The sequence below is a fragment of the Nocardioides sambongensis genome (assembly GCF_006494815.1).
GTDB lineage: Bacteria > Actinomycetota > Actinomycetes > Propionibacteriales > Nocardioidaceae > Nocardioides > Nocardioides sambongensis.
On record NZ_CP041091.1, the window covers coordinates 3,219,743 to 3,242,827 of the forward strand.

At 72.7% G+C, this 23,085-nt stretch carries 24 protein-coding genes and 2 pseudogenes; 12 read left to right on the forward strand and 14 right to left on the reverse strand.

Annotated elements, in window-relative coordinates:
• Positions 1–28: 28 nt before the first annotated feature.
• The 3 genes and pseudogenes from FIV43_RS15145 to FIV43_RS23880 all read left to right on the forward strand — a co-directional run.
• Positions 29–922: a pyruvate, water dikinase regulatory protein gene (locus FIV43_RS15145; protein WP_181407519.1), complete on the forward strand. Its 894-nt coding sequence runs from the start codon at positions 29–31 to the stop codon at positions 920–922.
• Between the two features lie 5 nt (positions 923–927).
• The gene (gene ppsA, locus FIV43_RS15150) at positions 928–3,375 is read left to right on the forward strand and encodes a phosphoenolpyruvate synthase (RefSeq protein ID WP_141014808.1); all 2,448 of its coding nucleotides are present in this window, start codon (positions 928–930) and stop codon (positions 3,373–3,375) included.
• A gap of 121 nt (positions 3,376–3,496) precedes the next feature.
• Positions 3,497–4,390: pseudogene (locus tag FIV43_RS23880) on the forward strand (MFS transporter); the annotation flags it as partial.
• A 174-nt stretch (positions 4,391–4,564) separates the two neighbouring features.
• On the opposite strand, the gene FIV43_RS15160 reads toward FIV43_RS23880, so the two are convergent.
• Positions 4,565–5,938, reverse strand: a complete 1,374-nt coding sequence (locus FIV43_RS15160) for an NAD-dependent succinate-semialdehyde dehydrogenase (protein ID WP_196780827.1) — start codon at positions 5,936–5,938, stop codon at positions 4,565–4,567.
• Positions 5,939–6,061: 123 nt separating this feature from the next.
• Between FIV43_RS15160 and FIV43_RS15165 the strand changes: the two genes are divergently transcribed.
• The 4 genes and pseudogenes from FIV43_RS15165 to FIV43_RS22650 all read left to right on the forward strand — a co-directional run bounded on the left by FIV43_RS15165 (position 6,062) and on the right by FIV43_RS22650 (position 8,280).
• Positions 6,062–7,324 carry a cation:proton antiporter domain-containing protein gene (locus tag FIV43_RS15165; RefSeq protein WP_141014809.1) on the forward strand — a complete coding sequence of 421 codons (1,263 nt, stop codon included), beginning with the start codon at positions 6,062–6,064 and terminating at the stop codon, positions 7,322–7,324.
• 85 nt (positions 7,325–7,409) lie between these two features.
• Positions 7,410–7,682 carry a DUF7218 family protein gene (locus FIV43_RS15170; RefSeq protein WP_141014810.1) on the forward strand — a complete coding sequence of 91 codons (273 nt, stop codon included), beginning with the start codon at positions 7,410–7,412 and terminating at the stop codon, positions 7,680–7,682.
• Positions 7,683–7,720: 38 nt separating this feature from the next.
• Positions 7,721–8,119, forward strand: a pseudogene (locus FIV43_RS15175) (DJ-1/PfpI family protein); the annotation flags it as partial.
• A complete protein-coding gene (locus FIV43_RS22650) occupies positions 8,071–8,280 on the forward strand; it encodes a hypothetical protein (protein ID WP_231123428.1) in 210 nt (69 codons plus the stop codon). The pseudogene FIV43_RS15175 and the gene FIV43_RS22650, both read left to right, overlap by 49 nt.
• Positions 8,281–8,296: 16 nt before the next feature.
• On the opposite strand, the gene FIV43_RS15180 is transcribed toward FIV43_RS22650, so the two are convergent.
• Genes FIV43_RS15180 through FIV43_RS15195 form a run of 4 tightly spaced genes read right to left on the reverse strand, consistent with a single transcriptional unit; the run spans position 8,297 to position 9,965 of the window.
• Complete coding sequence (locus tag FIV43_RS15180; RefSeq protein WP_141014811.1) at positions 8,297–8,704, reverse strand: DUF4870 domain-containing protein; 408 nt, start codon at positions 8,702–8,704, stop codon at positions 8,297–8,299.
• 23 nt (positions 8,705–8,727) lie between these two features.
• On the reverse strand, positions 8,728–8,943 hold the full coding sequence (locus FIV43_RS15185; protein ID WP_141014812.1) for a hypothetical protein: 216 nt from the start codon (positions 8,941–8,943) through the stop codon (positions 8,728–8,730).
• Positions 8,944–8,951: 8 nt separating this feature from the next.
• Positions 8,952–9,158 (reverse strand): hypothetical protein, encoded by a 207-nt coding sequence (locus FIV43_RS15190; RefSeq protein ID WP_141014813.1) that lies wholly within the window; start codon positions 9,156–9,158, stop codon positions 8,952–8,954.
• A gap of 9 nt (positions 9,159–9,167) precedes the next feature.
• The gene (locus FIV43_RS15195; protein WP_141014814.1) at positions 9,168–9,965 is read right to left on the reverse strand and encodes an alpha/beta fold hydrolase; all 798 of its coding nucleotides are present in this window, start codon (positions 9,963–9,965) and stop codon (positions 9,168–9,170) included.
• A gap of 43 nt (positions 9,966–10,008) precedes the next feature.
• Here FIV43_RS15195 and FIV43_RS22655 point away from each other — a divergent pair, with 43 nt between their 5' ends.
• Both FIV43_RS22655 and FIV43_RS21575 read left to right on the forward strand, forming a co-directional pair.
• Positions 10,009–11,484, forward strand: coding sequence for a condensation domain-containing protein (locus FIV43_RS22655; protein WP_231123429.1), 1,476 nt, complete (start codon positions 10,009–10,011; stop codon positions 11,482–11,484).
• The gene (locus tag FIV43_RS21575; protein WP_231123430.1) at positions 11,400–11,801 is read left to right on the forward strand and encodes a GNAT family N-acetyltransferase; all 402 of its coding nucleotides are present in this window, start codon (positions 11,400–11,402) and stop codon (positions 11,799–11,801) included. The genes FIV43_RS22655 and FIV43_RS21575 overlap by 85 nt, the downstream gene beginning before the upstream one ends.
• Before the next feature lie 22 nt (positions 11,802–11,823).
• Here the strand turns inward: FIV43_RS21575 and FIV43_RS15205 are convergent, their stop codons facing one another.
• Positions 11,824–12,297: a MarR family winged helix-turn-helix transcriptional regulator gene (locus tag FIV43_RS15205; RefSeq protein WP_231123431.1), complete on the reverse strand. Its 474-nt coding sequence runs from the start codon at positions 12,295–12,297 to the stop codon at positions 11,824–11,826.
• A gap of 62 nt (positions 12,298–12,359) precedes the next feature.
• Here FIV43_RS15205 and FIV43_RS21580 point away from each other — a divergent pair, with 62 nt between their 5' ends.
• A complete protein-coding gene (locus FIV43_RS21580; protein WP_196780830.1) occupies positions 12,360–13,421 on the forward strand; it encodes an MFS transporter in 1,062 nt (353 codons plus the stop codon).
• Positions 13,421–13,846, forward strand: a complete 426-nt coding sequence (locus tag FIV43_RS21585; RefSeq protein WP_196780831.1) for an MFS transporter — start codon at positions 13,421–13,423, stop codon at positions 13,844–13,846. Before FIV43_RS21580 ends, FIV43_RS21585 begins: the two co-directional genes overlap by 1 nt.
• On the opposite strand, the gene FIV43_RS15215 is transcribed toward FIV43_RS21585, so the two are convergent.
• The 3 genes from FIV43_RS15215 to FIV43_RS15225 are packed head-to-tail and all read right to left on the reverse strand — an operon-like array spanning position 13,824 to position 16,645.
• Positions 13,824–14,594: a thioesterase family protein gene (locus tag FIV43_RS15215; protein ID WP_141014815.1), complete on the reverse strand. Its 771-nt coding sequence runs from the start codon at positions 14,592–14,594 to the stop codon at positions 13,824–13,826. The genes FIV43_RS21585 and FIV43_RS15215 overlap by 23 nt on opposite strands.
• Before the next feature lie 37 nt (positions 14,595–14,631).
• Positions 14,632–15,138, reverse strand: a complete 507-nt coding sequence (locus FIV43_RS15220) for a hypothetical protein (protein WP_141014816.1) — start codon at positions 15,136–15,138, stop codon at positions 14,632–14,634.
• Between the two features lie 43 nt (positions 15,139–15,181).
• A complete protein-coding gene (locus FIV43_RS15225; RefSeq protein WP_141014817.1) occupies positions 15,182–16,645 on the reverse strand; it encodes a benzaldehyde dehydrogenase in 1,464 nt (487 codons plus the stop codon).
• Between the two features lie 141 nt (positions 16,646–16,786).
• On the opposite strand from FIV43_RS15225, the gene FIV43_RS15230 reads away from it, so the two are divergent.
• On the forward strand, positions 16,787–17,854 hold the full coding sequence (locus tag FIV43_RS15230) for a Gfo/Idh/MocA family protein (RefSeq protein ID WP_141014818.1): 1,068 nt from the start codon (positions 16,787–16,789) through the stop codon (positions 17,852–17,854).
• Here FIV43_RS15230 and FIV43_RS15235 read toward each other — a convergent pair.
• The 5 genes from FIV43_RS15235 to FIV43_RS15255 are packed head-to-tail and all read right to left on the reverse strand — an operon-like array spanning position 17,842 to position 23,027.
• Positions 17,842–19,638 carry a bifunctional sugar phosphate isomerase/epimerase/4-hydroxyphenylpyruvate dioxygenase family protein gene (locus tag FIV43_RS15235; RefSeq protein WP_141014819.1) on the reverse strand — a complete coding sequence of 599 codons (1,797 nt, stop codon included), beginning with the start codon at positions 19,636–19,638 and terminating at the stop codon, positions 17,842–17,844. The two genes, FIV43_RS15230 and FIV43_RS15235, sit on opposite strands and share 13 nt — an antisense overlap.
• Positions 19,638–20,099: a type II 3-dehydroquinate dehydratase gene (gene aroQ, locus FIV43_RS15240; protein ID WP_141014820.1), complete on the reverse strand. Its 462-nt coding sequence runs from the start codon at positions 20,097–20,099 to the stop codon at positions 19,638–19,640. Before aroQ ends, FIV43_RS15235 begins: the two co-directional genes overlap by 1 nt.
• Positions 20,100–20,125: 26 nt before the next feature.
• Positions 20,126–21,019 (reverse strand): shikimate dehydrogenase, encoded by an 894-nt coding sequence (locus FIV43_RS15245; RefSeq protein WP_141014821.1) that lies wholly within the window; start codon positions 21,017–21,019, stop codon positions 20,126–20,128.
• Positions 21,016–22,020 (reverse strand): phosphotriesterase family protein, encoded by a 1,005-nt coding sequence (locus FIV43_RS15250; RefSeq protein WP_181407520.1) that lies wholly within the window; start codon positions 22,018–22,020, stop codon positions 21,016–21,018. Before FIV43_RS15250 ends, FIV43_RS15245 begins: the two co-directional genes overlap by 4 nt.
• Complete coding sequence (locus FIV43_RS15255; protein ID WP_141014823.1) at positions 22,017–23,027, reverse strand: DctP family TRAP transporter solute-binding subunit; 1,011 nt, start codon at positions 23,025–23,027, stop codon at positions 22,017–22,019. The genes FIV43_RS15250 and FIV43_RS15255 overlap by 4 nt, the downstream gene beginning before the upstream one ends.
• Positions 23,028–23,085: the final 58 nt, after the last annotated feature.

Genomic DNA, 23,085 nt, shown 5'->3' on the forward strand with positions numbered 1-23,085 from the left:
AGCGCCATCACCGTGGATGATGGTCCGCATGGGTGAGCGCACCGAACGACCGGCGGTGCCGGTCTTCTTCCTCTCCGACAGCACCGGCATCAGCGCGGAGACGATGGGCAACGCGTTGCTGATCCAGTTCCCCGACCAGGTCTTCGAGCGCACCACGATCCCGTTCATCACCACGATCGAGGCTGCCCAGGAGGTGGTCGCGATCCTCGACGAGGCGATGGACGGACCGGTCACCCCGCTCGCGTTCAGCACCGCCGCGGAGGACCGGATCCGCGCCGAGCTGCGCACCACCCGGGCGCCGATCATCGACTTCTTCGACCTGCACATGAGCCGGATCGAGGAGATCCTCGGCCAGCGCGGCGTGCACGAGGCCGCCCGGCTGCACGGCGTCGGCGACATCAAGCGCTACAACTCCCGGATGGCGGCCGTGGAGTTCACCATCGAGCACGACGACGGCCAGTCGCTGCGCGCGCTGGACAAGGCGGACGTGATCCTGCTGGCGCCCTCGCGCTGCGGCAAGACGCCGACCAGCATGTACCTCGCCCTCCAGCACGGCCTCTACGTCGCCAACTACCCCCTGGTCGACGAGGACCTGGAGTCCGACGACCTGCCCCGGCCGGTGCGCGACTACCGCGAGCGCTGCTTCGGGATGACCACCACGGTGGACCGGCTGGCTCGGGTGCGCAACGAGCGCCGCCCCGGGTCCAAGTACGCCACCCCCGACCAGTGCCGGTGGGAGCTGCGCCGGGCGGCCGCCCTCTTCGCGAAGCACCAGGTCCCTGTGGTGGACTCCTCGGCACGGTCGGTGGAGGAGATCTCCACCGTCATCCTGCAGACCCTGAAGAAGAACGGCGGCATCAACAGCCGTCAGCGTCAGTCCGCCAGCAGCGACGCCGGCACCGTCCCGCACACCCGGAAGTGACTCAGATGAACACCGCAGCTAACAACGACTCCGGCCGCAACGTCCGGTGGTTCTCCGACCTGGGCCTGGACGACCTCGAGCAGGTCGGCGGCAAGAACGCGTCGCTCGGCGAGATGGTCTCCAACCTGACCGACCTCGGGGTGCGGGTGCCCGACGGCTTCGCCACCACCTCCGACGCGTTCCACCGCTTCATCGGCACCGACGTCGACGGCAGGGGCGGGCTCGCGGAGCGGATCGCCGGGCTGCTGGAGGACCTCGACACCGACGACGTACGACGCCTGGCCGAGGTCGGCGCCGAGATCCGCGGCGCCGTGGTCGGTCAGCCGTTCCCCGAGGACCTCGAGGCCGACATCCGCGCCGCCTACGACACCCTGGCCGCCGACTCCGGCGACGAGGCCTCCTTCGCGGTCCGCTCGTCCGCGACCGCCGAGGACCTCCCCGACGCCTCCTTCGCCGGCCAGCAGGAGACCTTCCTCAACATCCGCGGCATCGACGCGGTGCTGCACGCGATCCGCGAGGTCTTCGCCTCGCTCTACAACGACCGGGCGATCGCCTACCGGGTGCACCACGGCTTCGCCCACGCCGACGTGGGGCTCTCCGCGGGCGTGCAGAAGATGGTCCGCTCCGACATCGGCGCCAGCGGCGTCATGTTCACCATGGACACCGAGTCCGGCTTCTCCGACGCGGTCTTCATCACCTCCGCCTTCGGCCTGGGCGAGGGCGTGGTCCAGGGCGCGGTGAACCCCGACGAGTTCTACGTCTACAAGCCCGCGCTGCGGGCCGACCGCCCGGCGATCCTGAAGCGCGGGGTCGGCGGCAAGGCCACCAAGATGGTCTACACCGCCGACGCCGAGGTGGGCCGCACCACCGAGTTCGTCGAGGTCGACCCCGCCGAGAGCCGGCTGCTCAGCCTGAGCGACGACGAGGTCACCGAGCTCGCAAAGCACGCGCTGGTGATCGAGGAGCACTACGGCCGCCCGATGGACATCGAGTGGGGCAAGGACGGCGTGGACGGGCGGCTCTACGTGCTGCAGGCGCGTCCGGAGACGGTCGAGTCGCGTCGTACCGGCGCGGTGGAGCGGTTCGCGATCGACAAGGCCGCCACCGCCGGCGCGGAGGTGCTGGTCGAGGGCCGCGCGATCGGGCAGAAGATCGGCGCCGGACCGGTGCGGGTGATGACCTCGATCGAGCAGATGCACGAGTTCACCCCCGGCGAGGTGCTGGTCGCCGACATGACCGACCCCGACTGGGAGCCGATCATGAAGCGCGCGTCGGCGATCGTCACCAACCGCGGCGGGCGCACCTGCCACGCGGCGATCATCGCCCGCGAGCTCGGCATCCCTGCCGTGGTCGGCACCGGCACCGGCACCACCGACCTCTCCGACGGCCGCAACGTCACCGTCTCCTGCGCCGAGGGCGACACCGGTCTGGTCTACGACGGCGCCCTCGAGTTCTCCGTGGAGCGCACCGAGCTCGGCACGATGCCCGACCTGCCGGTGAAGATCATGATGAACGTCGGCACCCCCGAGCAGGCGTTCTCCTTCGCGAAGCTGCCCAACAAGGGCGTCGGGCTGGCCCGGCTCGAGTTCGTGATCAACCGCCAGATCGGGATCCACCCGCGCGCCCTGCTCGACCTCGCCGCGGAGCAGGCGGACGGCGAGAGCCGCCTGGACCCCGCGCTGCGCCAGGAGGTCGAGGAGACCATCGCCGCCTACGACGGGCCACGGGAGTTCTTCGTGCAGCGGGTCGCCGAGGGGGTCTCCATGCTGACCGCGGCGTTCGCGCCGCACCCGGTGATCGTGCGGATGAGCGACTTCAAGTCCAACGAGTACGCCAACCTCGTCGGCGGCCCGCGCTACGAGCCGCACGAGGAGAACCCGATGATCGGCTACCGCGGCGCCTCGCGGTATCTCTCCGAGGACTTCGCGGAGTGCTTCGCGATGGAGTGCGAGGCGCTGCGCCACGTGCGGGACACGATGGGCCTGGACAACCTGTGGATCATGATCCCGTTCGTCCGCACCCTGGACGAGGCGAAGGGCGTGATCGACCTGCTCGCCCAGCACGGGCTCAAGCGCGGCGAGAACGGCCTGAAGGTCGTGATGATGTGCGAGGTGCCGTCCAACGCGGTGATCGCCGAGCAGTTCCTGGAGCACTTCGACGGCTTCTCGATCGGCTCCAACGACATGACCCAGCTGACCCTCGGCCTGGACCGCGACTCCGCGCTGGTCGCCGACGGCTTCGACGAGCGCGACCCCGCGGTGCTGCACATGCTGGGCCTGGCCATCGCCGCGTGCAAGAAGCAGGGCAAGTACGTCGGCATCTGCGGCCAGGGCCCCTCGGACCACCCCGACCTGGCCGAGTGGCTGCTGGAGCAGGGCATCGAGTCGATGTCGCTCAACCCGGACACCGTGGTGCCCACCTGGCTGCGGCTGGCCGGGCAGAGCCCGAGCTGAGCCGGCGCTGAGCCGGGCCACGGCGTCGGACAGGACGCCCGACACGGCGCGACGCGACCACTTCGCGGTCGTCGTCGCGCTGCTGTTCGTCGCCGGTTGGGCCGCGAACCACTTCGCGGCGATGCTCCCGGTGGTCCGGGACCGCGAGGGGCTCTCGGCGACGGCGGTCGGCGGCGCGTTCGGCGTCTACGCCCTGGGGCTGCTGCCCGGGCTGCTCGGCGGCGGATCGCTCTCGGACCGGGTCGGACGCCGGGTCGTGGTGCTGACCGGCAGCGTGGTCGCTGCCGGCGGCAACCTGCTGATGCTGCTGTGGCACCCGGCCGCCGGCGTCTACACCGGGCGTCTCGTCGTCGGCCTGGGCGTCGGGCTGACGATGAGCGCCGGCACCGCCTGGGCCGGCGACCTGCGCGGACGACGCGGTACGACGGTCGCGGGCGCCGTCCTGACCGCCGGGTTCGCCTGCGGTCCGCTGGTCTCGGGGCTGATCGCCCAGTTCGCCTCCGGCGACCTCGCCTTCGCGGCGCCGTTCGCGCTCACCGTGGTGCTGTCGCTGAGCGCGGTGGCCGCCGCGGTGCGCGCCGGGCCGCCGCAGCAGGGAGCCACCGCCGCGGAGGAAGCCGGACCGGCCACCACGCCGGGCGGCCGGAGCGTCGCGGCCGCGCTGTTCCGCTCCCTGCCGATGGCGCTGTGGGTGTTCGCGTCGGTGACCGTGCCGATCGTGGTGCTGGCCGGTCGGGTCGGTGGCGCGCACGCGGGGCCCTGGGTGCCCGGCGTCGCCTCGGCCCTCACCCTCGGCACCGGGGTGGCGATCCAGGTCGTCGCGCGCCGCCGCGGCTGGGGCGCGCGCTCGGGGATCGTCGGCGCCGTGCTCGCCGCCGGCGGCTTCACCGGCGCGGCGGTGGTCGACGCCACCGCCGACGTGCTGCTGCTCGTGGTGGTGGCGCTGGTGCTGGGCTCGGCGTACGGCCTGTGCCTGCGGGCGGGGCTGACGGACGTGGACGAGTGGACGCCGCCCGAGCACCGCGGCCTGACCATCGGCGTCTTCTACGTCTGCACCTATCTCGGCTTCGGCCTGCCCGCGCTGCTGGAGGCGCTGCGCGACCCGATCGGCACCCGCGACCCGCTGCTGGTGCTCGCGGCCGCCGCCGTGGGGCGGCGGCCCTGCGAGCGGTGCAGCTCCGCGAGCGGCCTACCCGTCGATCATCACGGTCTTGATGTTGACGAACTCGTGCAGCCCCCAGCTGCCGTGCTCGCGCCCGTAGCCGGAGTCCTTCACCCCGCCGAACGGCAGGTGCGGCTGGGCCAGGTTGTAGCCGTTGACGTTGACCATCCCGGTGTCGAGCTCGGTCCGGGCCAGCTCGACGGCCCGCGCGGTGTCGCGGGAGAAGATCCCGCCGCCGAGGCCGTAGCGGGAGTCGTTGGCCACCCGCACCGCCTCCTCGTCGTCGGCCACCCGGATCAGCGAGGCGACCGGTCCGAACAGCTCGTCGTCGTACGCCGGCTGCCCCGGCTGCACGTTCTCCAGGACGGTCGCGGGATACCAGGCGCCTGGCCGGTCGGGCTTCTCGCCGCCGACGAGCACCTTGGCTCCCTTCTCCACCGAGGCGATCACCTGCTCGTGCAGGTCGTCGCGCAGGCCCTCGGCCGACATCGGGCCGAGCGTGCAGCCCTCCTGCCGGGGGTCCCCCATCTCGATCGCGCCCATCGCCTCGACGTAGGCGTCCTTGAACGCGTCGTAGACGTCGTCGACGACGATGAACCGCTTCGCCGCCACGCAGGTCTGGCCGTTGTTGGTGATCCTGCCCTGCACGCTGAGCTCGACGGCCTGCTCCACGTCGGCGTCACCGAGCACCAGGTAGGCGTCGTTGCTGCCGAGCTCGACCACGGACTTCTTCAGGTGCTCGCCGGCCCGGGCGGCGATGTGCCGGCCGGCGGTGTCGGAGCCGGTCAGGGTCACCCCGCGCACCTCGGGCCGGGCGATCACGTCGTCGGACTGGTCGTGGTCGATCAGCAGCGACCGGAACGCGTCCCGGGGCACTCCGGCCTCGTGGTAGAGCTCCTCGAGCCGCAGCGCCATCCCGAAGACGGACTGGGCGTGCTTGAGCAGCACGGTGTTGCCGGCGGCGAGCTGCGGCACGCTGAACCGGATCACCTGGTAGATCGGGAAGTTCCACGGCTGGATGCCGTAGATCACGCCGACCGGCTGGTGGGTGACGATCGCGCGGCCACCCTCGGTGGACTCCTCGCGGTCGGCCAGCACCTCGGCGGCGTGGTCGGCGGTCCAGTCGCAGATCGCCGCGCACAGCTGCACCTCCGGGGCGCCCTGGGCGATCGGCTTGCCCATCTCCGCGGTCATCAGCTCGCTGAGCTCCCGCTCGTTGTCGCGGAGCAGCTGCCCGAGCCGGCGGACCGCCTCGGCGCGGGTCTCCAGCGGCGTGCGCCGCCAGGTCTGGAAGGCGGTCCCGGCCGCTTCGACGATCTCGGCGACCTGCTGGTCGGTGAAGAGCTCGTAGCTGCGGATCTCCTCGCCGGTGGCGGGGTCGTGGGTGGTGACACTGGGCACGATGTGCCTCCTCATGGTGGGCGTCGCTCGTTCCGGTGGTCCTCTCCTCCGACCGTAACCAGACCGCCACAAACCATGCGCCGACCACGGGCGGGCGGTGGCCGCACCTGATATCCCTGACCCATGGGCGCCGCCGACCTGACGTATCTGCTGGTCGGCCTCAGCCTGCTCCTGGCGACCGTGCTGCCGGTGCTGCTCGACCGCTGGGCGATCTCGGCACCGATGGTGCTGGTCGCGGTGGGCTTCGCGGTGGGGCTGACGCCGCTGCCCGACGGCGTGCGCCTGGACCCCACCGCCAACCGCGCCGTCATCGAGCACACCACCGAGCTGGCCGTGATCGTGGCGCTGATGGGGGTGGGCCTCGCGCTCGACCGTCCGCTGCAGCTGCGCCGCTGGGCCTCGTGGCGCGCCTGGGGCCCCACCTGGCGGATGCTCGGCATCGCGATGCCGCTGTGCATCGCGGCGATGACCCTGATCGGCAGCTGGCTCGGTCTCGGCATCGCCTCGGCGCTGCTGCTGGCCGCGGCGCTGGCACCGACCGACCCGGTGCTCGCCTCCGACGTCCAAGTGGCCGGGCCGCGCACCGGCCGGCACGAGGTCGACGAGCCGGACGAGCTCCGCTTCACGCTGACCAGCGAGGCCGGCCTCAACGACGGCCTCGCCTTCCCGTTCGTCTACGCCGCGGTGCTGCTGGCCGGCACCGGCTCTGCGGGCTTCGACTGGTGGACCTGGATCAGCTGGTACCTCGTCGGCAAGGTGCTGATCGGTGTGGTGGTCGGGATCGTGGTGGGCCGACTGCTCGCACACAGCGCGTTCCACGCGCGGAGCCGTTCGCTGCGGGTCGCCGAGCGCGGCGAGGCGCTCACCGCGCTGGCGGCGCTGCTGTCGGCGTACGGGCTGGCGGAGGTGGCCTCCGGCTACGGCTTCCTGGCGGTCTTCGCCTGTGCCATGACGTTCCGCTCGGCGGAGCGCAGCCACGACTACCACGCGGCGATGCACGAGGTCACCGAGCGGCTCGAGCGCCTGCTCACCCTGATCCTGCTGCTCTGCCTCGGCGTGGCGCTGAGCCGCGGACTGCTGGAGCACCTCGACTGGCGCAGCGTGGTGGTCGGCCTCGGCCTGATCCTGGTGGTCCGCCCGGTCTGCGGTGCGGTGGCGCTGCTCGGCTCCCGGTGCCGGATGAGCCGGGGCCAGCAGGCGGCGGTGGCCTTCTTCGGGGTGCGCGGGATCGGCTCGGTCTACTACCTGGCCTACGCGATCGGCGAGGAGCCGAGCCTCGGCTCGGACTGGATGTGGTCCACGGTGGCGTTCACCATCACCGCGTCGGTGGTGATCCACGGCGTCCTCGCCACGCCGGTGATGCAGCGGGTGGGCACCGCGGAGTGAGCCGTGCCGCATCGCTTGTCCCCGACCGGGTACCGCGCTAGACACGGAGAAGGGCGGCACGGAGCCGCCCGGAGGAGGTTCCACCATGCCCGGCAGCAAGGACCCCGGTCCGAGCGTCAAGAACCCCGAGCAGTACGAGGAGCTCCGCGACCAGGGCGCGTCGAAGGAGAAGGCGGCCCGGATCGCGAACGCCTCGGCGGCGGAGGGCAAGGAGACCGTCGGCCGGCGAGGCGGCGAGGCCGGGTCCTACGAGGACTGGACCGTCGACGAGCTCCACGACCGTGCGGCCGAGATCGGCATCGAAGGACGCTCGGAGATGAACAAGGACGAGCTGATCGAGGCGCTGCGCAACCACTGAGCGCCGACGACATCGCACGCCGACCCTGAGGAGGAACCATGGACACACTGTTGACCGACAAGCGCATCGCCTTCCTCGTCGCCAACTCCGGCGTGGAGCAGGCCGAGCTCACCGACCCGCGCGCGGCCCTCACCGAGGCCGGCGCGACCTGCACCCTGATCGCTCCCGAGACCGGCACCGTCCAGGCCTTCCGGGGTGACGTCGAGAAGGCCGACACCTTCGACGTCGACCTCGCCCTCGAGGACGCCGACGCCGCGGACTTCGACGCGCTGGTGCTGCCCGGCGGCACCACCAACCCCGACCAGCTCAGACTGGAGCCCGACGCGGTCGACTTCGTCCGCGCGATCGTGGCGGCCGGCAAACCGGTGGCCGCGATCTGCCACGGGCCGTGGACGCTGGTGGAGGCCGACGTGCTCGGCGGCAAGACTCTGACCAGCTGGCCCAGCGTGCGCACCGACATCCGCAACGCCGGCGGCACCTGGGTGGACCAGGAGGCGAAGACCTGCCCGCGAACGGCTGGACGCTGGTCACCAGCCGCAAGCCGGACGACCTCGAGGCGTTCGCCGACGCGGCGATCGACGCCTTCGCCGCGACCTGAGGCCCTCGGTGGCACCTCAGTTGTAGAACGGGATGGCCGGCGGGCGGAAGGCCCGCCGGTCACCCGCCCGCAGCACCCCCATCACGCAGACCACGATGTGGGCGACGGCCACCCCGCCGAGCAGGCTGAGGATCAGGCCGAGCGGGAACAGCCCGCCGCCGTACGACATCGCCACCAGCCCGAGACTGACGACCACCAGGGTCAGCCCCCAGTTCGCAGCGTTGCGCCCGTTCTCGGCGGCGACCTCGTTCTTGTCCCGCTGACGGCGACCGACCGCCGCCATCAGCAGCCCGATCGCGGTGAGCGCGATCGTCGGCGCGAAGAACGGGACGAAGAGGAAGATCGCGAGACCCGATCCCCAGGCCAGCGCACCGGTCGCCGGCCGGCGGCGCGGTCGGGCGTCGGAGGTCGGGTCGGCGGGCACTCGGAGATTCTAGATTCGTGCGGTCACGCCTTGAGGAACGGGATCGCCGGCACCTGGAACACCCGGCCACCGGAAGCCCGGACCAGGCCCACGACACTGACGATCAGGTGCAGCAGGGTGACGACCAGCCAGGTGCAGACGATCAGTCCGAACGGGAAGAACCCCTCGATCTGACCACCGTCCCTGGTCAGCCCGAAGAGCAGCCCGAAGTGCGCACCGAGGAGCAGCAAGGTCAGCACCAGGTAGGTCAGCCCCAGTTGGCCGCGTTGCGCCCGTTCTCGGCCGCCAACGGCCCCTTGTCCCGCTGGGCTCGCCCGACCACGGCCATGAGGACCCCGGTGATCAGTTGGGCGACGATCGGCAAGCAGAACATCAGTGCGACCAGCCCGAGACCCCACGCGAGCGCTCCGCTCGCCGGTTTCGGCTGCCAGGACGGCGGTCCCTGCGTCGACATGGACGAATCCTAGATCGCCGTGCGCGCAACCGGATGTGCCGCCACGTCCTCGCAGAGCACCTGCGGCCACCGCGCCACATCCGCCGGCGTCCGGGCCACCTCGAGCCGCGCGCGCGGCAAGGTGTCCACCAGAGCCTCCGCGGTGGAGACCGGGTGCGCGGGATCCTCGGTCCACGCCAGCACCGTCACCGGTACGTCGACATGCGCGACCTCCGCGACCGGCGGCAGGTCGGTCAGCGCGGCGCCGCGCAGCAGCGACGGCAGCAGTCGCTCGGTCACATCGGGCACGGTCTCCGGCGCCTCCACGGTCGCCGGCGGTCGCGGCACGGTGCGCCCGGCCTCGACGAAGGCGGCCATCCCCTGCGCCTCGACCACCGCGGCGGCCCGCTCGTAGTCGGCGGCCTTCGCGGCCCGGGTGGACCACGCGGTCGGCGGCACCAGCAGGGTCAGCCCGCAGAACCGCTCCGGTTCGCGGACCGCGGCGTGCAGCAGGGTGCCGCAGCCCATCGACGGACCGACCCCGTGCACCCGCTCGCCGGGGAACCAGGCGTCCAGCAGGCGCAGCAGGTCGTCGGCGAGCACCGGCCAGCGGTAGTCCTCGGGGACCTCCCGGCCGGTGGACCGGCCGTGCCCGCGGGCGTCGTACCGGAGCAGGCGGGTGCCGCTGAGGCCGCGACCGAGGTCGAGGTCGAGCAGGCGGTCGCGGTAGCGGCTGGAGGTGAGGCCGTGGAGCTGGACGACGGGACACCCGCCTTCGTCACTCAGCTCCACGTCGAGCTCGGCCCCGGGAACGGAGAAGGTCGGCACGTCGGCTCCTGGGGGGTGATGCGCGTGGCCCTAGGGTAGCGACATGCGGCTGACCAATGTCGCGCACCTGCGACTTCCGTTCGGCCGACTGCTCGGCTACGACGTCTCCGCCGGCTCCCTGGGGCGGGCGCTGCCGGTCTCGTTCGACCAGCGACGTCATGTCGGCGCGGGCGACCGGCCGGGGTCGTGGATGGCGCTCTCGTTCCGGCTCTCCGACCCGGTCGACCCGGACGACCTGGCCGCCGCCTGGCTGGCGGTGGTGGCGCGGCACGGCACCCTGCGCACCGTCTTCACCCCCGGCCCGGACGGCAGCCCGGAGCTGCACCAGATCGAGGTCGGACCGGGGTCCTGGACCGAGCACCCGATCGCGCCCGGCCAGGCGGTCAACGAGGCGCTGCGCGAGGTGCTGGACGCGAGCTGCCGGCCATACGCCGGGGCGGACCACCGGCCCTCGCACCGCCTCTGCGTGCTGCAGACCGCGGACGGCCCGACCGTGGTGGTCGCCGCCGACCACGCCCACGTGGACATGTGGTCGATGCTGGTGGTGGCCCGGGACCTGCTGGCCGCGCTCGGCCAGGTCCGGGCGGGCCGACCGCCGCTGCTCTCCGCGGTGCCGGCCTTCGCCGAGCACACCCGCTCCCTGGCCGCCCGCCCGCAGGCCCCGGCCGACGTACGCCGGCGCTGGGCGGAGGTGCTGGCCGCCTCGGGCGAGGTGATGCCGCGGTTCCCGCTCCCGCTGGGCGCGACCGACGCCCCGCAGCGGGAGCGGGTCGAGGTGCGCGACGTGCTCGACGTCGACGACAGCGCGGCGTTCTCCGCCGAGGCCCGCGACCGCGGTGTCTCCACCCTGACCCTGGTGGTCGCCGCGATGACCGCGGTGACCCGTGAGCTCGCCGACGCCCCGCTGCGGGCGGTCTTCCCGGTGCACAGCCGCTACGACGCCACCTGGCACGACTCGGTCGGCTGGTTCATCACCAACGCCGTGCTGGAGTCCACCGACCCCGACCCCCGGGCCAGCGCCGCGGCGGTGAAGGAGGCGGTCCGGCTGGGGTCCTGGCCGCTGGAGGACGTGCTCGCGCCCTGGGGCGGGATGCCCGAGGCGCCCGGCATGTTCGCCATCTCCTGGCTCGACCTGCGCCGCCTCCCGGTCCGCGTGGACGCCACCGGCCTCGAGGCCCAGTACGTCGGCGCCACCATCCTCACCGACGGGGTGATGCTCTGGTTCGTGCTCGACGACTCGGGGCTCCACCTGCGCTGCCGCTACCCGGACACCCCGAGGCGCGACGGCACGTCGGGGGCTGGCTGGACACCCTGGTGGCCCGGCTGCGCGACGACGCCCGGGCCTCGGTCGGCGGCCGGCTGCGGCTGGACGGACCGGAGGGCGCACGGGTCTACCGGGTGCAGCGGGCCCGGCGCGGCGACGTACCGGCGCTGGTGGACCTGCTCGTCGACGACGACCTGGGGCGCACCCGGGAAGGTGCCGAGCTGGCCCACTACGAGGCGGCGTTCGACGCGGTGACCCGGGACGACGCGCACTACCTCGCCGTGGTGCGGGACGAGACCGACCGGATCGTCGGCACCATGCAGCTGACGATCATCCCCGGGCTGTCGCGCGGAGGGACCACCCGGCTGCAGATCGAGGGCGTCCGGGTGGCGACCTCCGAGCGGGGCGGTGGACTGGGCACCGCGATGCTGGAGTGGGCGCACGACCACGGTCGGGCCCGTGGCGCCACGCTGGCCCAGCTGACCACCGACAACGCCCGCGAGCGCGCTCATGCCTTCTACGCCCGGCTCGGCTACGGCAACAGCCACGTCGGGCTGAAGCGCCTGCTCTGAGGCCGGGCCGGCTCAGCCCTGCTCAGCGGCGCGGCCAGGGCCGGCCGTCGCGGGACTCGATCGCGCCGTTGAAACGGCCGAGCAGCTCGGCCAGCGTGGCCACGTCGTCGTCGCTCCACTCCTCGAGCACCCGGTCGAGGCCCTCGCGACGACGTCGCCGGTCCGAGCGCATCTGCGCCGCACCGTCCTCGGTCATCTCGAACTTGCGCGCCACGCCGCCCTCCGGGTCGGGGATCCGGCGCAGCAGGCCCTGGCGCACCATCCGGGCGGTCTGCCGGTTGAGGGTGGAGGCGTCCAGGCCGAAGGCCTCGCTCAGCTCCCCGATCGACATCGGTCCCTGGATGTCGATCCGGGTGAGCAGCGTGTAGGCGCTGCGCTCCAGGTTGAGGCCGAAGCCCTCGGAGTGGGCGGAGGGGGTGACGTGCCGTCCGAGGATCATCGATTCGAGCTCGATGCCGGCCAGGCGGTCCGGGCGGCCTGGGTCGCTCGCGTTCACGCGGCGGAGCGTACCAATCGACTTTTGTGCATCGTACACAGCATGTGTATGGTGCATATCTTGTGACTCAGACGCTCCCCTCGCCGCCCCCCGCGGCGCCCACCTCGGGCGCCGCCCAGCCCGGCCGGATCGTGGCCGTCCTCGCCTTCGCCGGCATCACCGCGGCGATCATGCAGACCCTGGTCGTGCCGCTCCTCGGCGACCTGCCGCGGCTGCTGGACACCAGCGCCTCGAACGCCTCCTGGGTGGTCACCGCCACCCTGCTCGCCGGCGCCGTGGCCACGCCGGTCAGCGGGCGCCTCGGCGACCTCTACGGCAAGCGTCGGATCATGCTGATCTGCGCGGCGATCCTGATCGTGGGCTCGGTGCTCTGTGCCACCGCCGGCGGCGTCGTCGCGATGGTCGTCGGCCGCGCGATGCAGGGGGTCGGCATGGGGCTGATCCCGCTCGGCATCAGCGCGATGCGGGACCTGATCCCCGCCGAGAGGCTGGGCACCTCGATCGCGCTGATGAGCGCGTCGATGGGCGTCGGCGGCGCGCTGGGCCTGCCGCTGGCGGCGACCGTCGCCGAGCACACCGACTGGCAGGTGCTGTTCTGGGGCGCCACGGCCCTGGCCGTCGTGGTCGCGCTGCTCATCTTCTTCCTGATCCCGGCCACCCCGGTCGCCGCGAAGGGTCGCTTCGACCCGATCGGGGCGATCGGCCTCGGCGTCGGTCTGGTCTGCCTGCTCCTCGGCGTCTCCAAGGGCGCCGACTGGGGCTGGGACAGCGGCCGCACGCTCGGCTGCCTGGTCGCCGCCGTCGTGGTGCTGCTGGCCTGGGGCGCCTTCGAGCTGCGCACCCCCGACCCACTGGTCGACCTGCGGGTCACCGCGCGTCCGGTGGTGCTGCTGACCAACGTCGCCTCGCTGGTGATCGGCTTCGCGATGTACTCGCAGTCGCTGATCATCCCGCAGCTGCTGCAGCTGTCGGCCGAGACCGGCTACGGCCTGGGCCAGAGCATGGTGGAGATGGGCCTGTGGATGTTGCCCGGCGGCTTCGTGATGATGCTGGTCTCCCCGCTCGGCGCCCGGATCTCGCACCTGCGCGGCCCCGGATCACCCTCGCCCTCGGCGCCTTCGTGATGGCGCTCGGGTACGCCGCCGCGCTGGTCCTGATGGGCTCCACCTGGGGCCTGATGGTGTCGGTGTGCGTGATCACCGCCGGCGTCGGCTTCGCCTACGGCTCGATGCCCGCGCTGATCATGGGGTCGGTCCCGCTCTCGGAGACCGCCTCGGCCAACAGCTTCAACACCCTGATGCGGTCGGTCGGCACCACCGTCTCCGCGGCGGTCGTCGGCGTCGTGCTGTCCCAGATGACCACCGACTTCGCCGGCTTCCCGCTGCCCTCGGAGAACGGCTTCCGCACCGGCCTCGTCATCGGTGGCGCGATGGCGCTGATCGCCGCCGTGGTCGCGCTGACCATCCCGGCCACGGGCAGCCGCGACGCCGAGGAGCGCATCGAGCACGAGGCCGGCGACCTGGAGGTCAGCCCAGGGGTCGCACCGTAAGCGACTGCGCCACGGTGCCGACCGGCCCGTGCACGTCGTGCAGGACGCTGCTGGTCAGCCCGTGCCCACCCGGCCCGAACGAGACCGTCGTGTCGAAGCCGACCCAGCCCGGCTCCGGCTCGCGGAAGAGGTGCGCGGTGAGGTCCACGTTCGGGAACAGCACGGCCCGCGGGTCGGCGCGCACGGTCATCCCGTTGGCGATGTCGGCCAGTCCGAGGAACGCCGCGACCGCGCTGTGCTGCTCGTCGACCAGCGGGACGTCGGTGCGGACCCAGAACCGCGCGCGCCCCGGGTGCTCCTGGGCCCGGCGCACCTGGACCGAGGCGATGAACCCGCCGGGCCACACGTCCCGGGCCGGCCACGCGGGCAGCTCCTCGGGCGCGGGCAGCGCCGGCAGGTCGGTGGCGGCGAGCTGCGCGGTCTCACCCTCGGCGACCATCCAGGCGCGCGCCAGTACGACGTCGCGGCCGCCGTGGCGCAGCGCAGCCTCGACCAGCTCCACGGTCCGGCCGGGGCGCAGCACCCGCACCTGCGTCGTACACGGCTCGACCGGGACCACGCCGAGGATGTCGTAGGAGATCCGGGCCAGCGGCAGCCGCTCCTCGCGGCGCTGCGCCTGGTCGAGCTCGACGAGGTGCGCGAGCAGGCCGAGCGCCGGCGCGATGTGCTGCTCCGCGGTGTTCCACGCCCCACCGACATGCTCGGTGGGACCCCAGGTCTGCTCGTCGAGTCGCTCGAAGTACGGCACCCGTCGATCCTCCCAAGGCCGCCGCAGCGCCGTGACGTCACCCCGCTGACCCCGCGGACTGTCGGTTGGCCTTCACCATGATCCGGTTGAGCGCGACGATGCCGACCGTCTGGGCGAGATCGAGGGAGACGTCGTGACAGCGCACCTGCCACGCGTCGGGCCAGAACGACCACTGCGAGGACGTCGGCTCCGAGGAGAGGACCGGCCCGCGGGGACCGTCCATCCGCCAGTCCCTGCTCATCATCCTGCCGTGGAGCTCGAGGACCCGCCCGTCGCCGAGCGTGACCGTCTTGCGGATGCCGGTGAAGGACGGCTTGAGCTCGGCGACCAGGCGACCGGCGTGGTCGAAGGCCTGCCACCGCTGGGAGAACATGTGGGGTCGGCGGCCGGAGCACAGCGGCTCCCCCTGGCCGGTGGTCGCCGTGAACGACGTACCGGTCCACGGGACCTGGATCCGCGCCACGATCGCACCCGACGGCTCAGCGACGGGGTAGGCGCCCTCGACCTTGCGATCGGCGAACAGGAGAACGTCCGGGGTGCTCATGGCGACATTCCTACCCTCCCCCGCCCGCGCTCGTCAGCGCTGATCAGAACGGGTAGCGGGCCGGCTCGCCCCGCATGGTGATCCACCGGGTCTCGGTGAACGCCTCGACATTGGCCTCCGCACCGCCGAAGCGCGACCCGGTGCCCGACGCCCGCACCCCGCCGAACGGCGCGTTCGCCTCGTCGTTCACCGTCTGGTCGTTGATGTGCACGATCCCGGTGGGGATCTGCTCGGCGACCGCCAGGCCCCGCATCACGTCCTTGGTGACGATGCCGAGGGAGAGTCCGTACTCGCTCGACGCGGCCAGCCGAGCGGCCTCCTCCGCCGAGCCGACCCGGGTCACCGGGGCGACCGGACCGAACACCTCCTCGGCGAACGCCGGCGCCTCCAGCGGTACGTCGGCCAGCACGGTCGGGCTGTAGAACAGCTCGTCGTAACGGCCACCGGCGGCCAGTCGCGCGCCGCCGTCGGTCGAGGCGGTGACCAGGCCGTGGATCTTGTCCCGCTGTCCGGCGTCGATGACCGGACCCAGGGCCACCTCCGCGGTGGCCGGGTCGCCGACCGGCAGCCCGGCCGCCTTGGCGGCCAGCGCCTCGACGAAGTCGTCGTAGACGGCATCGGCGACCAGGTGCCGGCCGGTGGTCATGCAGATCTGGCCCTGGTGGAAGTAGGAGCCCCAGGCGGCCAGGTTGACCGCGGCCTCCACGTCGGCGTCGTCGAGCACCAGCAGCGCGGAGTTGCCGCCGAGCTCCAGGTGCGCCCGGGTCAGGTGGCGCCCGGCGAGCTCGCCGATCCGCCGGCCGACCCCGGTGGAGCCGGTGAAGGAGACCACCCGCACCGCGGGGTCGGTGATCAGCGCCTCGCCGACCTCCGCGCCCCCGGGCAGCATCTGCAGCACCCCCGGCGGCAGCCCGGCCTCCTCGAAGATCCGCGCCATCAGCGCGCCCCCGGTCACCGCGGTGCGCGGGTCCGGCTTCAGGATCACCGCGTTGCCCAGGGCGAGCGCGGGCGCGACCGACCGGATGCCGAGGATGATCGGCACGTTGAACGGGGCGATCACCGCCACCACCCCGGCCGGCATCCGCTGCACCATCGAGAGCCGCGGCTCCTCCGACGGCAGCACCTGGCCGATCGGCCGGCTCGGCAACGCGGACGCCTCGTAGCACTCCTCGGCCGCCACGTGCAGCGAGAAGCCGGCCATCCCGGGCACGGCACCGACCTCGCGGACGTTCCAGCCCGAGATCTCCTCGGCGTGCTCGGCCCACAGGTCGCCGGCGCGGCGGAGCACCGCGGCCCGCGCCGGGTGCGGCAGCGCCGCCCACTCCCGCTGCGCCTCGGTCGCGGCGGCGGCAGCCGCGGCGACGTCGGAGGAGTCGGCCAGGCCCATCCGACCCAGCTCGCCGCCGGTCGCCGGCTCGATCACCGGGTAGTCCCCCGCGTTGCCGGGCTGCCACGAGCCGGCCTTGAACACGTTGCCCTGCCAGTCGACGGCGTCCAGCAGCGTCATCGTCGTACCTTCCGATCGGGTCCAGGTCCGTCCAGCCTAGGCGCCGCGGGGTCAGCAACCACCTGGCAACCGGCTGGCCCTCCGAGCGTCGGATTCGTACGCTCACCTCTGCCGATTGCTCGACCGTGGGAGGTGTCGCCGATGTCCAGGATCCCGGGGATCGCTGTGATCGGAGCCGGGCTCATCGGTCGTCGCCACATCGCGCTCGTGCAGGCCTCGGGCCGTTGCCGCCTCGCCGCGATCTGCGACCCGTCCCCCGCTGCGGCGGAGCTCGCCGAGGCCGCGGGCGTGCCGCACTTCGCTGGCGTGGCGGACCTGGTGGCCGCACGATGGCAGCGGCGGGAGACTTCGCTCGCCGGCGCCGTCGTCGCCACGCCCAACCGGGATCACGTGCCGTCGGCGCTGAAGCTCGTCGAGGCCGGCGTACCCGCCTTGGTGGAGAAGCCGGTGGCCGACACCCTCGATGACGCGCGGGCTCTCGCCGACGCCGTGAGCGCGTCCGGCGTACCCGTCCTGGTGGGACATCACCGCCGGCACAGCGCCGCGCTCGCGCGGGCCCGCGAGCTGATCGACAGCGGCGCACTGGGGAGGATCGTCGCGGTGCAGGGCAGCGCGACCTTCCGCAAGCCGGACGACTACTTCGATGTCGCGCCCTGGCGCAAGCGCACGGGCGGCGGACCGATCCTGATCAACATGATCCACGAGATCGACGACCTGCGCGCTCTGTGCGGCGACATCACGGCCGTGCAGGCGACCTCCTCCAGCGCGACCCGCGGGTTCGAGGTCGAGGACACGGTCGCGATGACCCTCACCTTCGCCTCCGGAGCACTCGGCTCCTTCCTGCTGTCCGACGCGGCGGCCTCAGGCCGCAGTTGGGAGCTGACCTCCGGGGAGAACGCCGCCTATCCCCGCCAGGCCGACGAGAACTGCTACGAGGTGGCCGGTACGACGGGCGCGCTGTCGATCCCGTCGATGACCGTCCGCTCCTACGACGGCACCCCGTCGTGGTGGGAGCCGATGCGGGTCACCCGACTCGCGCTCGCCGACGTGGACCCGCTGGCACAGCAACTGGATCACTTCTGCGACGTCCTCGGCGGCGCACCGCCGCTGGTGACGGTGGCCGACGCCACGCGCACGCTCGCCACCACCCTCGCCATCGTCGATGCGGCCTCCTCTCGGCGCGAGGTGGTCCTCGGCTACGACTGGTGACGTCGCTGCGCCGCCAGCCGCACGGGGGCGTTGGCGGCGCCGTAGCCGTCGTAGCCGTCGTCGCGCTGCACCACCTCGAGGAAGACCCGTCCGACCAGCGGGGTGTAGAAGTGCAGGAACTCCCCGCCGGCGTCGCGGTCGTAGAGCAGGTCGTGGGAGCGCAGCTCCTCGATGTGGTCCTCGGCCAACCCGAACCGGGCCCGGAGGTCGTCGTAGTAGTTGTCCGGGATCCGGAGGAAGCGAAGGCCGCGGGCCCGCGCCGCCGAGGCGACGGCCACGATGTCGGTGCAGGAGAGGGCGATGTGCTCGGGGTACGTCGCGGTCGTCGCCGGCGCCACGTTCATCGGCAGCCGGATCGCGCCGTCGCTGCTGCGCATCACCTGGCTGCGGACCAGTCCCTGCGGGCTGGCCACCTCGGTCTGGGGCGGCGCCTGGAGACCGAGCAGGCTGGTCCAGAACAGCACCGCCTCGTCGTGCTCGGACCAGGTGTGCACCAGGTTGACGTGGTCGACCCCGGTGAACGGGGCGGCTGCGGGAGCACCGCCGTGCTCGAACTCCTCGACCCAGCGCGGCTCCGCGTCGGCGTCGTGGTCGTTGACGAAGACCTCCAGACCGCTGGGAGCGGCGAAGCCGGTGAGCACCTGCTCCCCCTCCTGGGTACGACGCGGCACCGGCCGCACCCCGAGCGCCGCGGCCCGTGTGGCCGACGCCGCCGCATCCGCCACCTGGAGCCCGATCCCGGCGACGGACGGTGCCTGATCGCGGGCGTGCTGCTCGTTGAGCACGATCCGCACGTCCCCGGCCGACCAGAGTCGCACCGGCTTGGTCCGGTGCTGCCCGCGGAAGGTCAGGCCCAGCTGCCCGAGCAGCGTCTCCACGGCGCTGGTGTCCTCGGCCTTGACCTCGACGTAGTCGATCCCGGCCGGCGGCTGCACCTCCGCGATCGCGGTCAGCTGCGACACGTCACCCCGCTCCCGGGCCGCCTGGTCCTCCAACCAGGTCAGCGAGCGCCGGGCGTGCCGGGCGGTGCGGAGGGTGTCGGTCTGCCGGAAGACGTCGTTGAACACCTCCAGCGACAGCGGTCCGGTGTAGCCGGCGCGGACCAGGTGGCCGACGAAGCCGACCAGGTCGAACGAGCCCTCGCCGGGGAAGAGCCGGTGGTGCCGGCTCCAGCTCAGCACGTCCATGGAGAGCCGCGGCGCGTCGGCCAGCTGGACGAAGAAGATCTTCTCGCCGGGGATCTGCTCGATCGCCGAGGGGTCGTGGCCGCGGGAGAGGATGTGGAAGCTGTCCAGGCAGGTGCCGACGGCGGGATGGTCGGCGAGCTCGACGATCCGCCAGGCGCGCCGGTAGTCGGAGACGAACGTGCCCCAGGCGAGCGCCTCGAACGCCACCCGCACGCCGTACGACGCCGCCAGCTCGCCGAGCCGGCGCAGCTGTGCCGCGGAGACCTCGTCGGAGTCCACGGTCGCGGTCGCCACGTTGCTGCAGACCAGCATGGTGTCCATGCCGAGCCGGTTCATCACCCGGAACCGCTCCTCGGCTCGACGCAGGTTGTCGACGAGCACCGACTCCTCGACCCCCTCGAAGTCGCGGAACGGCTGGTAGAGGTCGAGGGTGAGCCCGAGCCGGTCCGCGCGGGCGCGGATCTCCTCGGGGCTGAGCTCGCTGACCACCAGGTCCGGCTCGAAGATCTCGACCCCGTCGAACCCCGCCTCCGCGGCGGCGTCCATCTTCTCCTCCAGGCTGCCCGAGAGGCAGACGGTCGCGATCGAGTGACGCATCAGGCACCCGCCTCGGCGGCGAGGCCGGCCAGCGCCCGGATCGCCAGCTCGTAGCCGGGCACCCCGAGCCCCACGATCACGCCCCGCGCCACCGGGGAGAGGAACGAGTGGTGCCGGACCTCCTCGCGGGCGTGCACGTTGGTCAGGTGCACCTCGACCATCGGCACCTCGGCGCCGGCCACCGCGTCGCGCAGCGCCAGCGAGGTGTGGGTGTAGGCGCCGGCGTTGAGCACCGCGCCGACGCTGCGGCCGGCGGCGACGGCGGCACCGCACTCCTGAAGCCAGGTGACCAGCTCGCCCTCGTGGTTGCTCTGCCGGAAGTCGACCTCGAGTCCGAGCTCGGCCCCGACGGTCCGGCACCGCTGCTCGACGTCGGCGAGGGTGTGCCGGCCGTAGACGGCCGGCTCGCGCCGGCCGAGCAGGTTGAGGTTGGGTCCGTTGAGGACGTGGACGGTGGTCATCGCGGATCTCCTCGCTGCGGTGGGGCTCAGCTGTCGGCGGCCGTGCTGTCGGCGGCGCTGTCGGCGGCGCTGTCGGCGGCGATCAGGGCGTCGAAGTGGGCGTGCATCCGGTCCGCGTCGGGGTCGCGGCCGGTGATCAGGCGCAGGCTCTCCACCGCCTGGCCGACGGCCATCGCGCCGCCGTCCAGGGTGGCCAGGCCGCGGGCCCGCGCTCGTCGTACCAGCTCGGTGTCGAGGGGCCGGTAGACCACCTCGGCCACCCAGGCGGAGCCGTCCAGCAGGGACACGTCGAGGGCGACGCCGGGGTGCTCGCGCATCCCCGTCGGCGTCACGTGCACGACGCCGTCGACCTGCGGCAGCCAGTCGTCGAGCGCACCGTCGGTGGTCCCGAGCCGCTCGCCGCCGAACCGCTCGATCAGCCGTTCGGTGGCCGCCTCGGCCCGGTCGTGGACCACGACCCGCTCGAAACCGAGGTCGAGCAGCGCGCAGACGGTGGCCAGCCCCGCCCCGCCGGCGCCGACCTGCAGCACGGTGCCGCGGGGTCGGTCGCCGAGGAAGCCCTCGAGGCCGGCGCGGAACCCGACGTGGTCGGTGTTGTAGGCGACCCGCCGCTCCCCGAGCAGCACCAGGTTGGCGGCGCCGATCCGGGCCACCGCGTCGCTGACCTCGTCGACGTGACCGAGCACCTGCTGCTTGTAGGGGTGGGTCACGTTGACCGCGGCGTAGCCGAGGTCGTGCACCCGGGCCAGCTCGGCGCCGAGGTCGACGTCGGCGTGGTGCAGCAGGTCGATCGTGTCGTAGCGGTAGTCGAGACCGAGGCGGGTGGCCTCGCGGATGTGCATCGGCGGGGTCAGCGAGGGCCCGATGCCGTGGCCGATCAGGCCGACCAGGAAGCGGTCGGCGTCGGTGGCGGTGCTCATGTCGGGTCCACCACCGGGGTCAGCAGGCGCTGGGCGTTGTGGATCATCATCGTGTCGAGGTCCTCCTGACGGGCGCCGCGCTCCAGGAGCTGCGGCACCACCCGTCGGCTGAGGTGGTCGTGGGTCCAGTGGGGGGTGTGCGCGCGGCGCCAGGCCGGCGGGGTGACGCGGCTGAAGTAGGCGGCGTCGTGGGAGAGGACGAGCTGGCCGGCGTGGCCGCGCTCGAGCAGCGCGAGCACCGTCGCGGTCCGCTTCTCGTCGTCGCCGGTGTGCGCCATCCCGAAGCGGTCCATGCCGAGGGTGACCCCGAGGTCGAGCAGGGTCAGCAGGTAGTCCAGGTCCTCGCTGTCCCCGCTGTGCCCGATCACCAGGTGGTCCGCGGCCACCCCGCGCCCGAGCAGGAACCGGGCCTGGTCGAGCCCGTTGCGCAGGTGCGGGTTGGAGTGCGTGGTGATCGGCACCCCGGTGGCGGCGTGCACCGTCGCGGCCGCCGCCATCACCCGGGTGATGTCGTCGGTCATCCCGGGGACGTCGGTGACCACCTTGAGCATCCCGGCGCGAACCCCGCTGTCGCCGATCCCGGCGACCACGTCGCGGGTGAACATCTCGACCAGCGGGTCCGGCCCGCCGACCAGGCGCCCCGGACCGTGGGTCCGGAAGTACGGCGGCAGCACCTCGTCGGCGTACCAGCCGGTGGAGGCGACCAGGTGGACCCGGGTCCGGGCGGCGACCCGGGCGGCCAGCCCGGTGTCGCGGCCCAGTCCCGGGACGGTCAGGTCGACGACCGTGCGCACCCCGAGGCCGTACAGCTCCTCGAGACCGGCCACCGCGGTCTCCACCGCGGCGTCGGCGTCCCACTCCGGGTGCGGGTAGTCCCGGTCCAGCTCGGGGCTGCGCACGAACAGGTGCTCGTGGGTCAGCGTCCAACCGAGGTCCGCCGGCGCCACCGGGCCCCGGTAGGTCTGCACGACTCCGGCCGGCGCCTCGCCACGAGCGGTCACTCCTGCGAGTCCTTGATCGACTCGTAGACGGCGAGGGAGTCGCCCTCGAGGTTGTCGCGGAACCAGGCGTCGGCCTGCTCGGAGAAGGCGTCCACGTCGACGTCGTCGACGATCTCGATCGCGTCCTCGGACTCCCAGGTGTCCAGGGTCTCCTGCTCGGCCTCCTCCACGCAGCCGGGCATCTGCTCGACGGCCGAGGCGACCGCGTCCTCGACGGCGGTCCGCTGCTCGTCGCTCAGGTCGTCGAAGGCGGGGCTGGCCACGATCAGGTTGGAGTTCTGGGCGTGGCTGGACAGGCTCAGGTAGTCCTGCACCTCGACCAGGTTGGTCGCGTCGATGTTGACGATCGGGTTCTCCTGGCCCTCGACGACGCCCTGCTGGAGGGCGAGGTAGAGCTCCTCGTAGGCGACCTCGGTCGCCTCCGCGCCGAGCGCCTCGGCGTTGAGCAGGAACTGCGGGGAGCCGGGGAACCGCATCCGCAGGCCCTCGAGGTCCTCGGGCTCGCGGATCGGGTCGTTGGCGGTGAACTGGCGGGCGCCGGCGGACCAGGCGCCGAGGATGGAGACGTCGGAGGCGGCCTTGAAGTCCTCCTTGAGCTGGTCGGCGGCGTCGCTGGTGAAGTAGTTGTCGAGCGCCGCGGCGTCCTCGAACGCGTAGGCCGCGTCGACCACGCCGACCGGCTCGTAGGCGGCGGCGAGCGCGCTGGCGCCCTGGATGTCGATGTCGATGTCGCCGGACTGGACCGATGCGATCCGGTCCGCGTCGCCGCCGAGCTGGCTGTTGGCGTAGATCTCGACCGACAGGTCGACGTCGGCGTCCTCGACCTCCTGCTTGATCACCTCGGCGCCGCAGGTGTGCTGCGGCTGGTCCTCGGCATAGCTGTGCGCCAGGGTCAGCTCGGTGCCGCCGCCGCCCTCGTCGTCCCCGCCGCAGGCGGCCAGGGCCAGCGGCAGGGCGAGTACGGCGGTCGCGGCGAGCGTGCGGTGCAGCTTGACGGAGTGCTTCATGGGTGTTCCTTCCCGACGCGACGGCGCGTCGTGTGATGAGGCGGAGGCGGGACGTGCG

Coding starts and splice junctions, on each gene's coding strand:
- FIV43_RS15220 (WP_141014816.1), bottom strand. CDS start 15,138: ATGAGCACCCCGGACGTTCTCCTGTTCGCCGATCGCAAGGTCGAGGGC.
- FIV43_RS21585 (WP_196780831.1), top strand. CDS start 13,421: ATGGCGCTCGGGTACGCCGCCGCGCTGGTCCTGATGGGCTCCACCTGG.
- FIV43_RS22655 (WP_231123429.1), top strand. CDS start 10,009: ATGCGGCTGACCAATGTCGCGCACCTGCGACTTCCGTTCGGCCGACTG.
- FIV43_RS15225 (WP_141014817.1), bottom strand. CDS start 16,645: ATGACGCTGCTGGACGCCGTCGACTGGCAGGGCAACGTGTTCAAGGCC.
- ppsA (WP_141014808.1), top strand. CDS start 928: ATGAACACCGCAGCTAACAACGACTCCGGCCGCAACGTCCGGTGGTTC.
- FIV43_RS15190 (WP_141014813.1), bottom strand. CDS start 9,158: ATGTCGACGCAGGGACCGCCGTCCTGGCAGCCGAAACCGGCGAGCGGA.
- FIV43_RS15255 (WP_141014823.1), bottom strand. CDS start 23,027: ATGAAGCACTCCGTCAAGCTGCACCGCACGCTCGCCGCGACCGCCGTA.
- FIV43_RS15230 (WP_141014818.1), top strand. CDS start 16,787: ATGTCCAGGATCCCGGGGATCGCTGTGATCGGAGCCGGGCTCATCGGT.
- FIV43_RS15165 (WP_141014809.1), top strand. CDS start 6,062: ATGGGCGCCGCCGACCTGACGTATCTGCTGGTCGGCCTCAGCCTGCTC.
- FIV43_RS15245 (WP_141014821.1), bottom strand. CDS start 21,019: ATGAGCACCGCCACCGACGCCGACCGCTTCCTGGTCGGCCTGATCGGC.
- aroQ (WP_141014820.1), bottom strand. CDS start 20,099: ATGACCACCGTCCACGTCCTCAACGGACCCAACCTCAACCTGCTCGGC.
- FIV43_RS15170 (WP_141014810.1), top strand. CDS start 7,410: ATGCCCGGCAGCAAGGACCCCGGTCCGAGCGTCAAGAACCCCGAGCAG.
- FIV43_RS15235 (WP_141014819.1), bottom strand. CDS start 19,638: ATGCGTCACTCGATCGCGACCGTCTGCCTCTCGGGCAGCCTGGAGGAG.
- FIV43_RS15145 (WP_181407519.1), top strand. CDS start 29: ATGGGTGAGCGCACCGAACGACCGGCGGTGCCGGTCTTCTTCCTCTCC.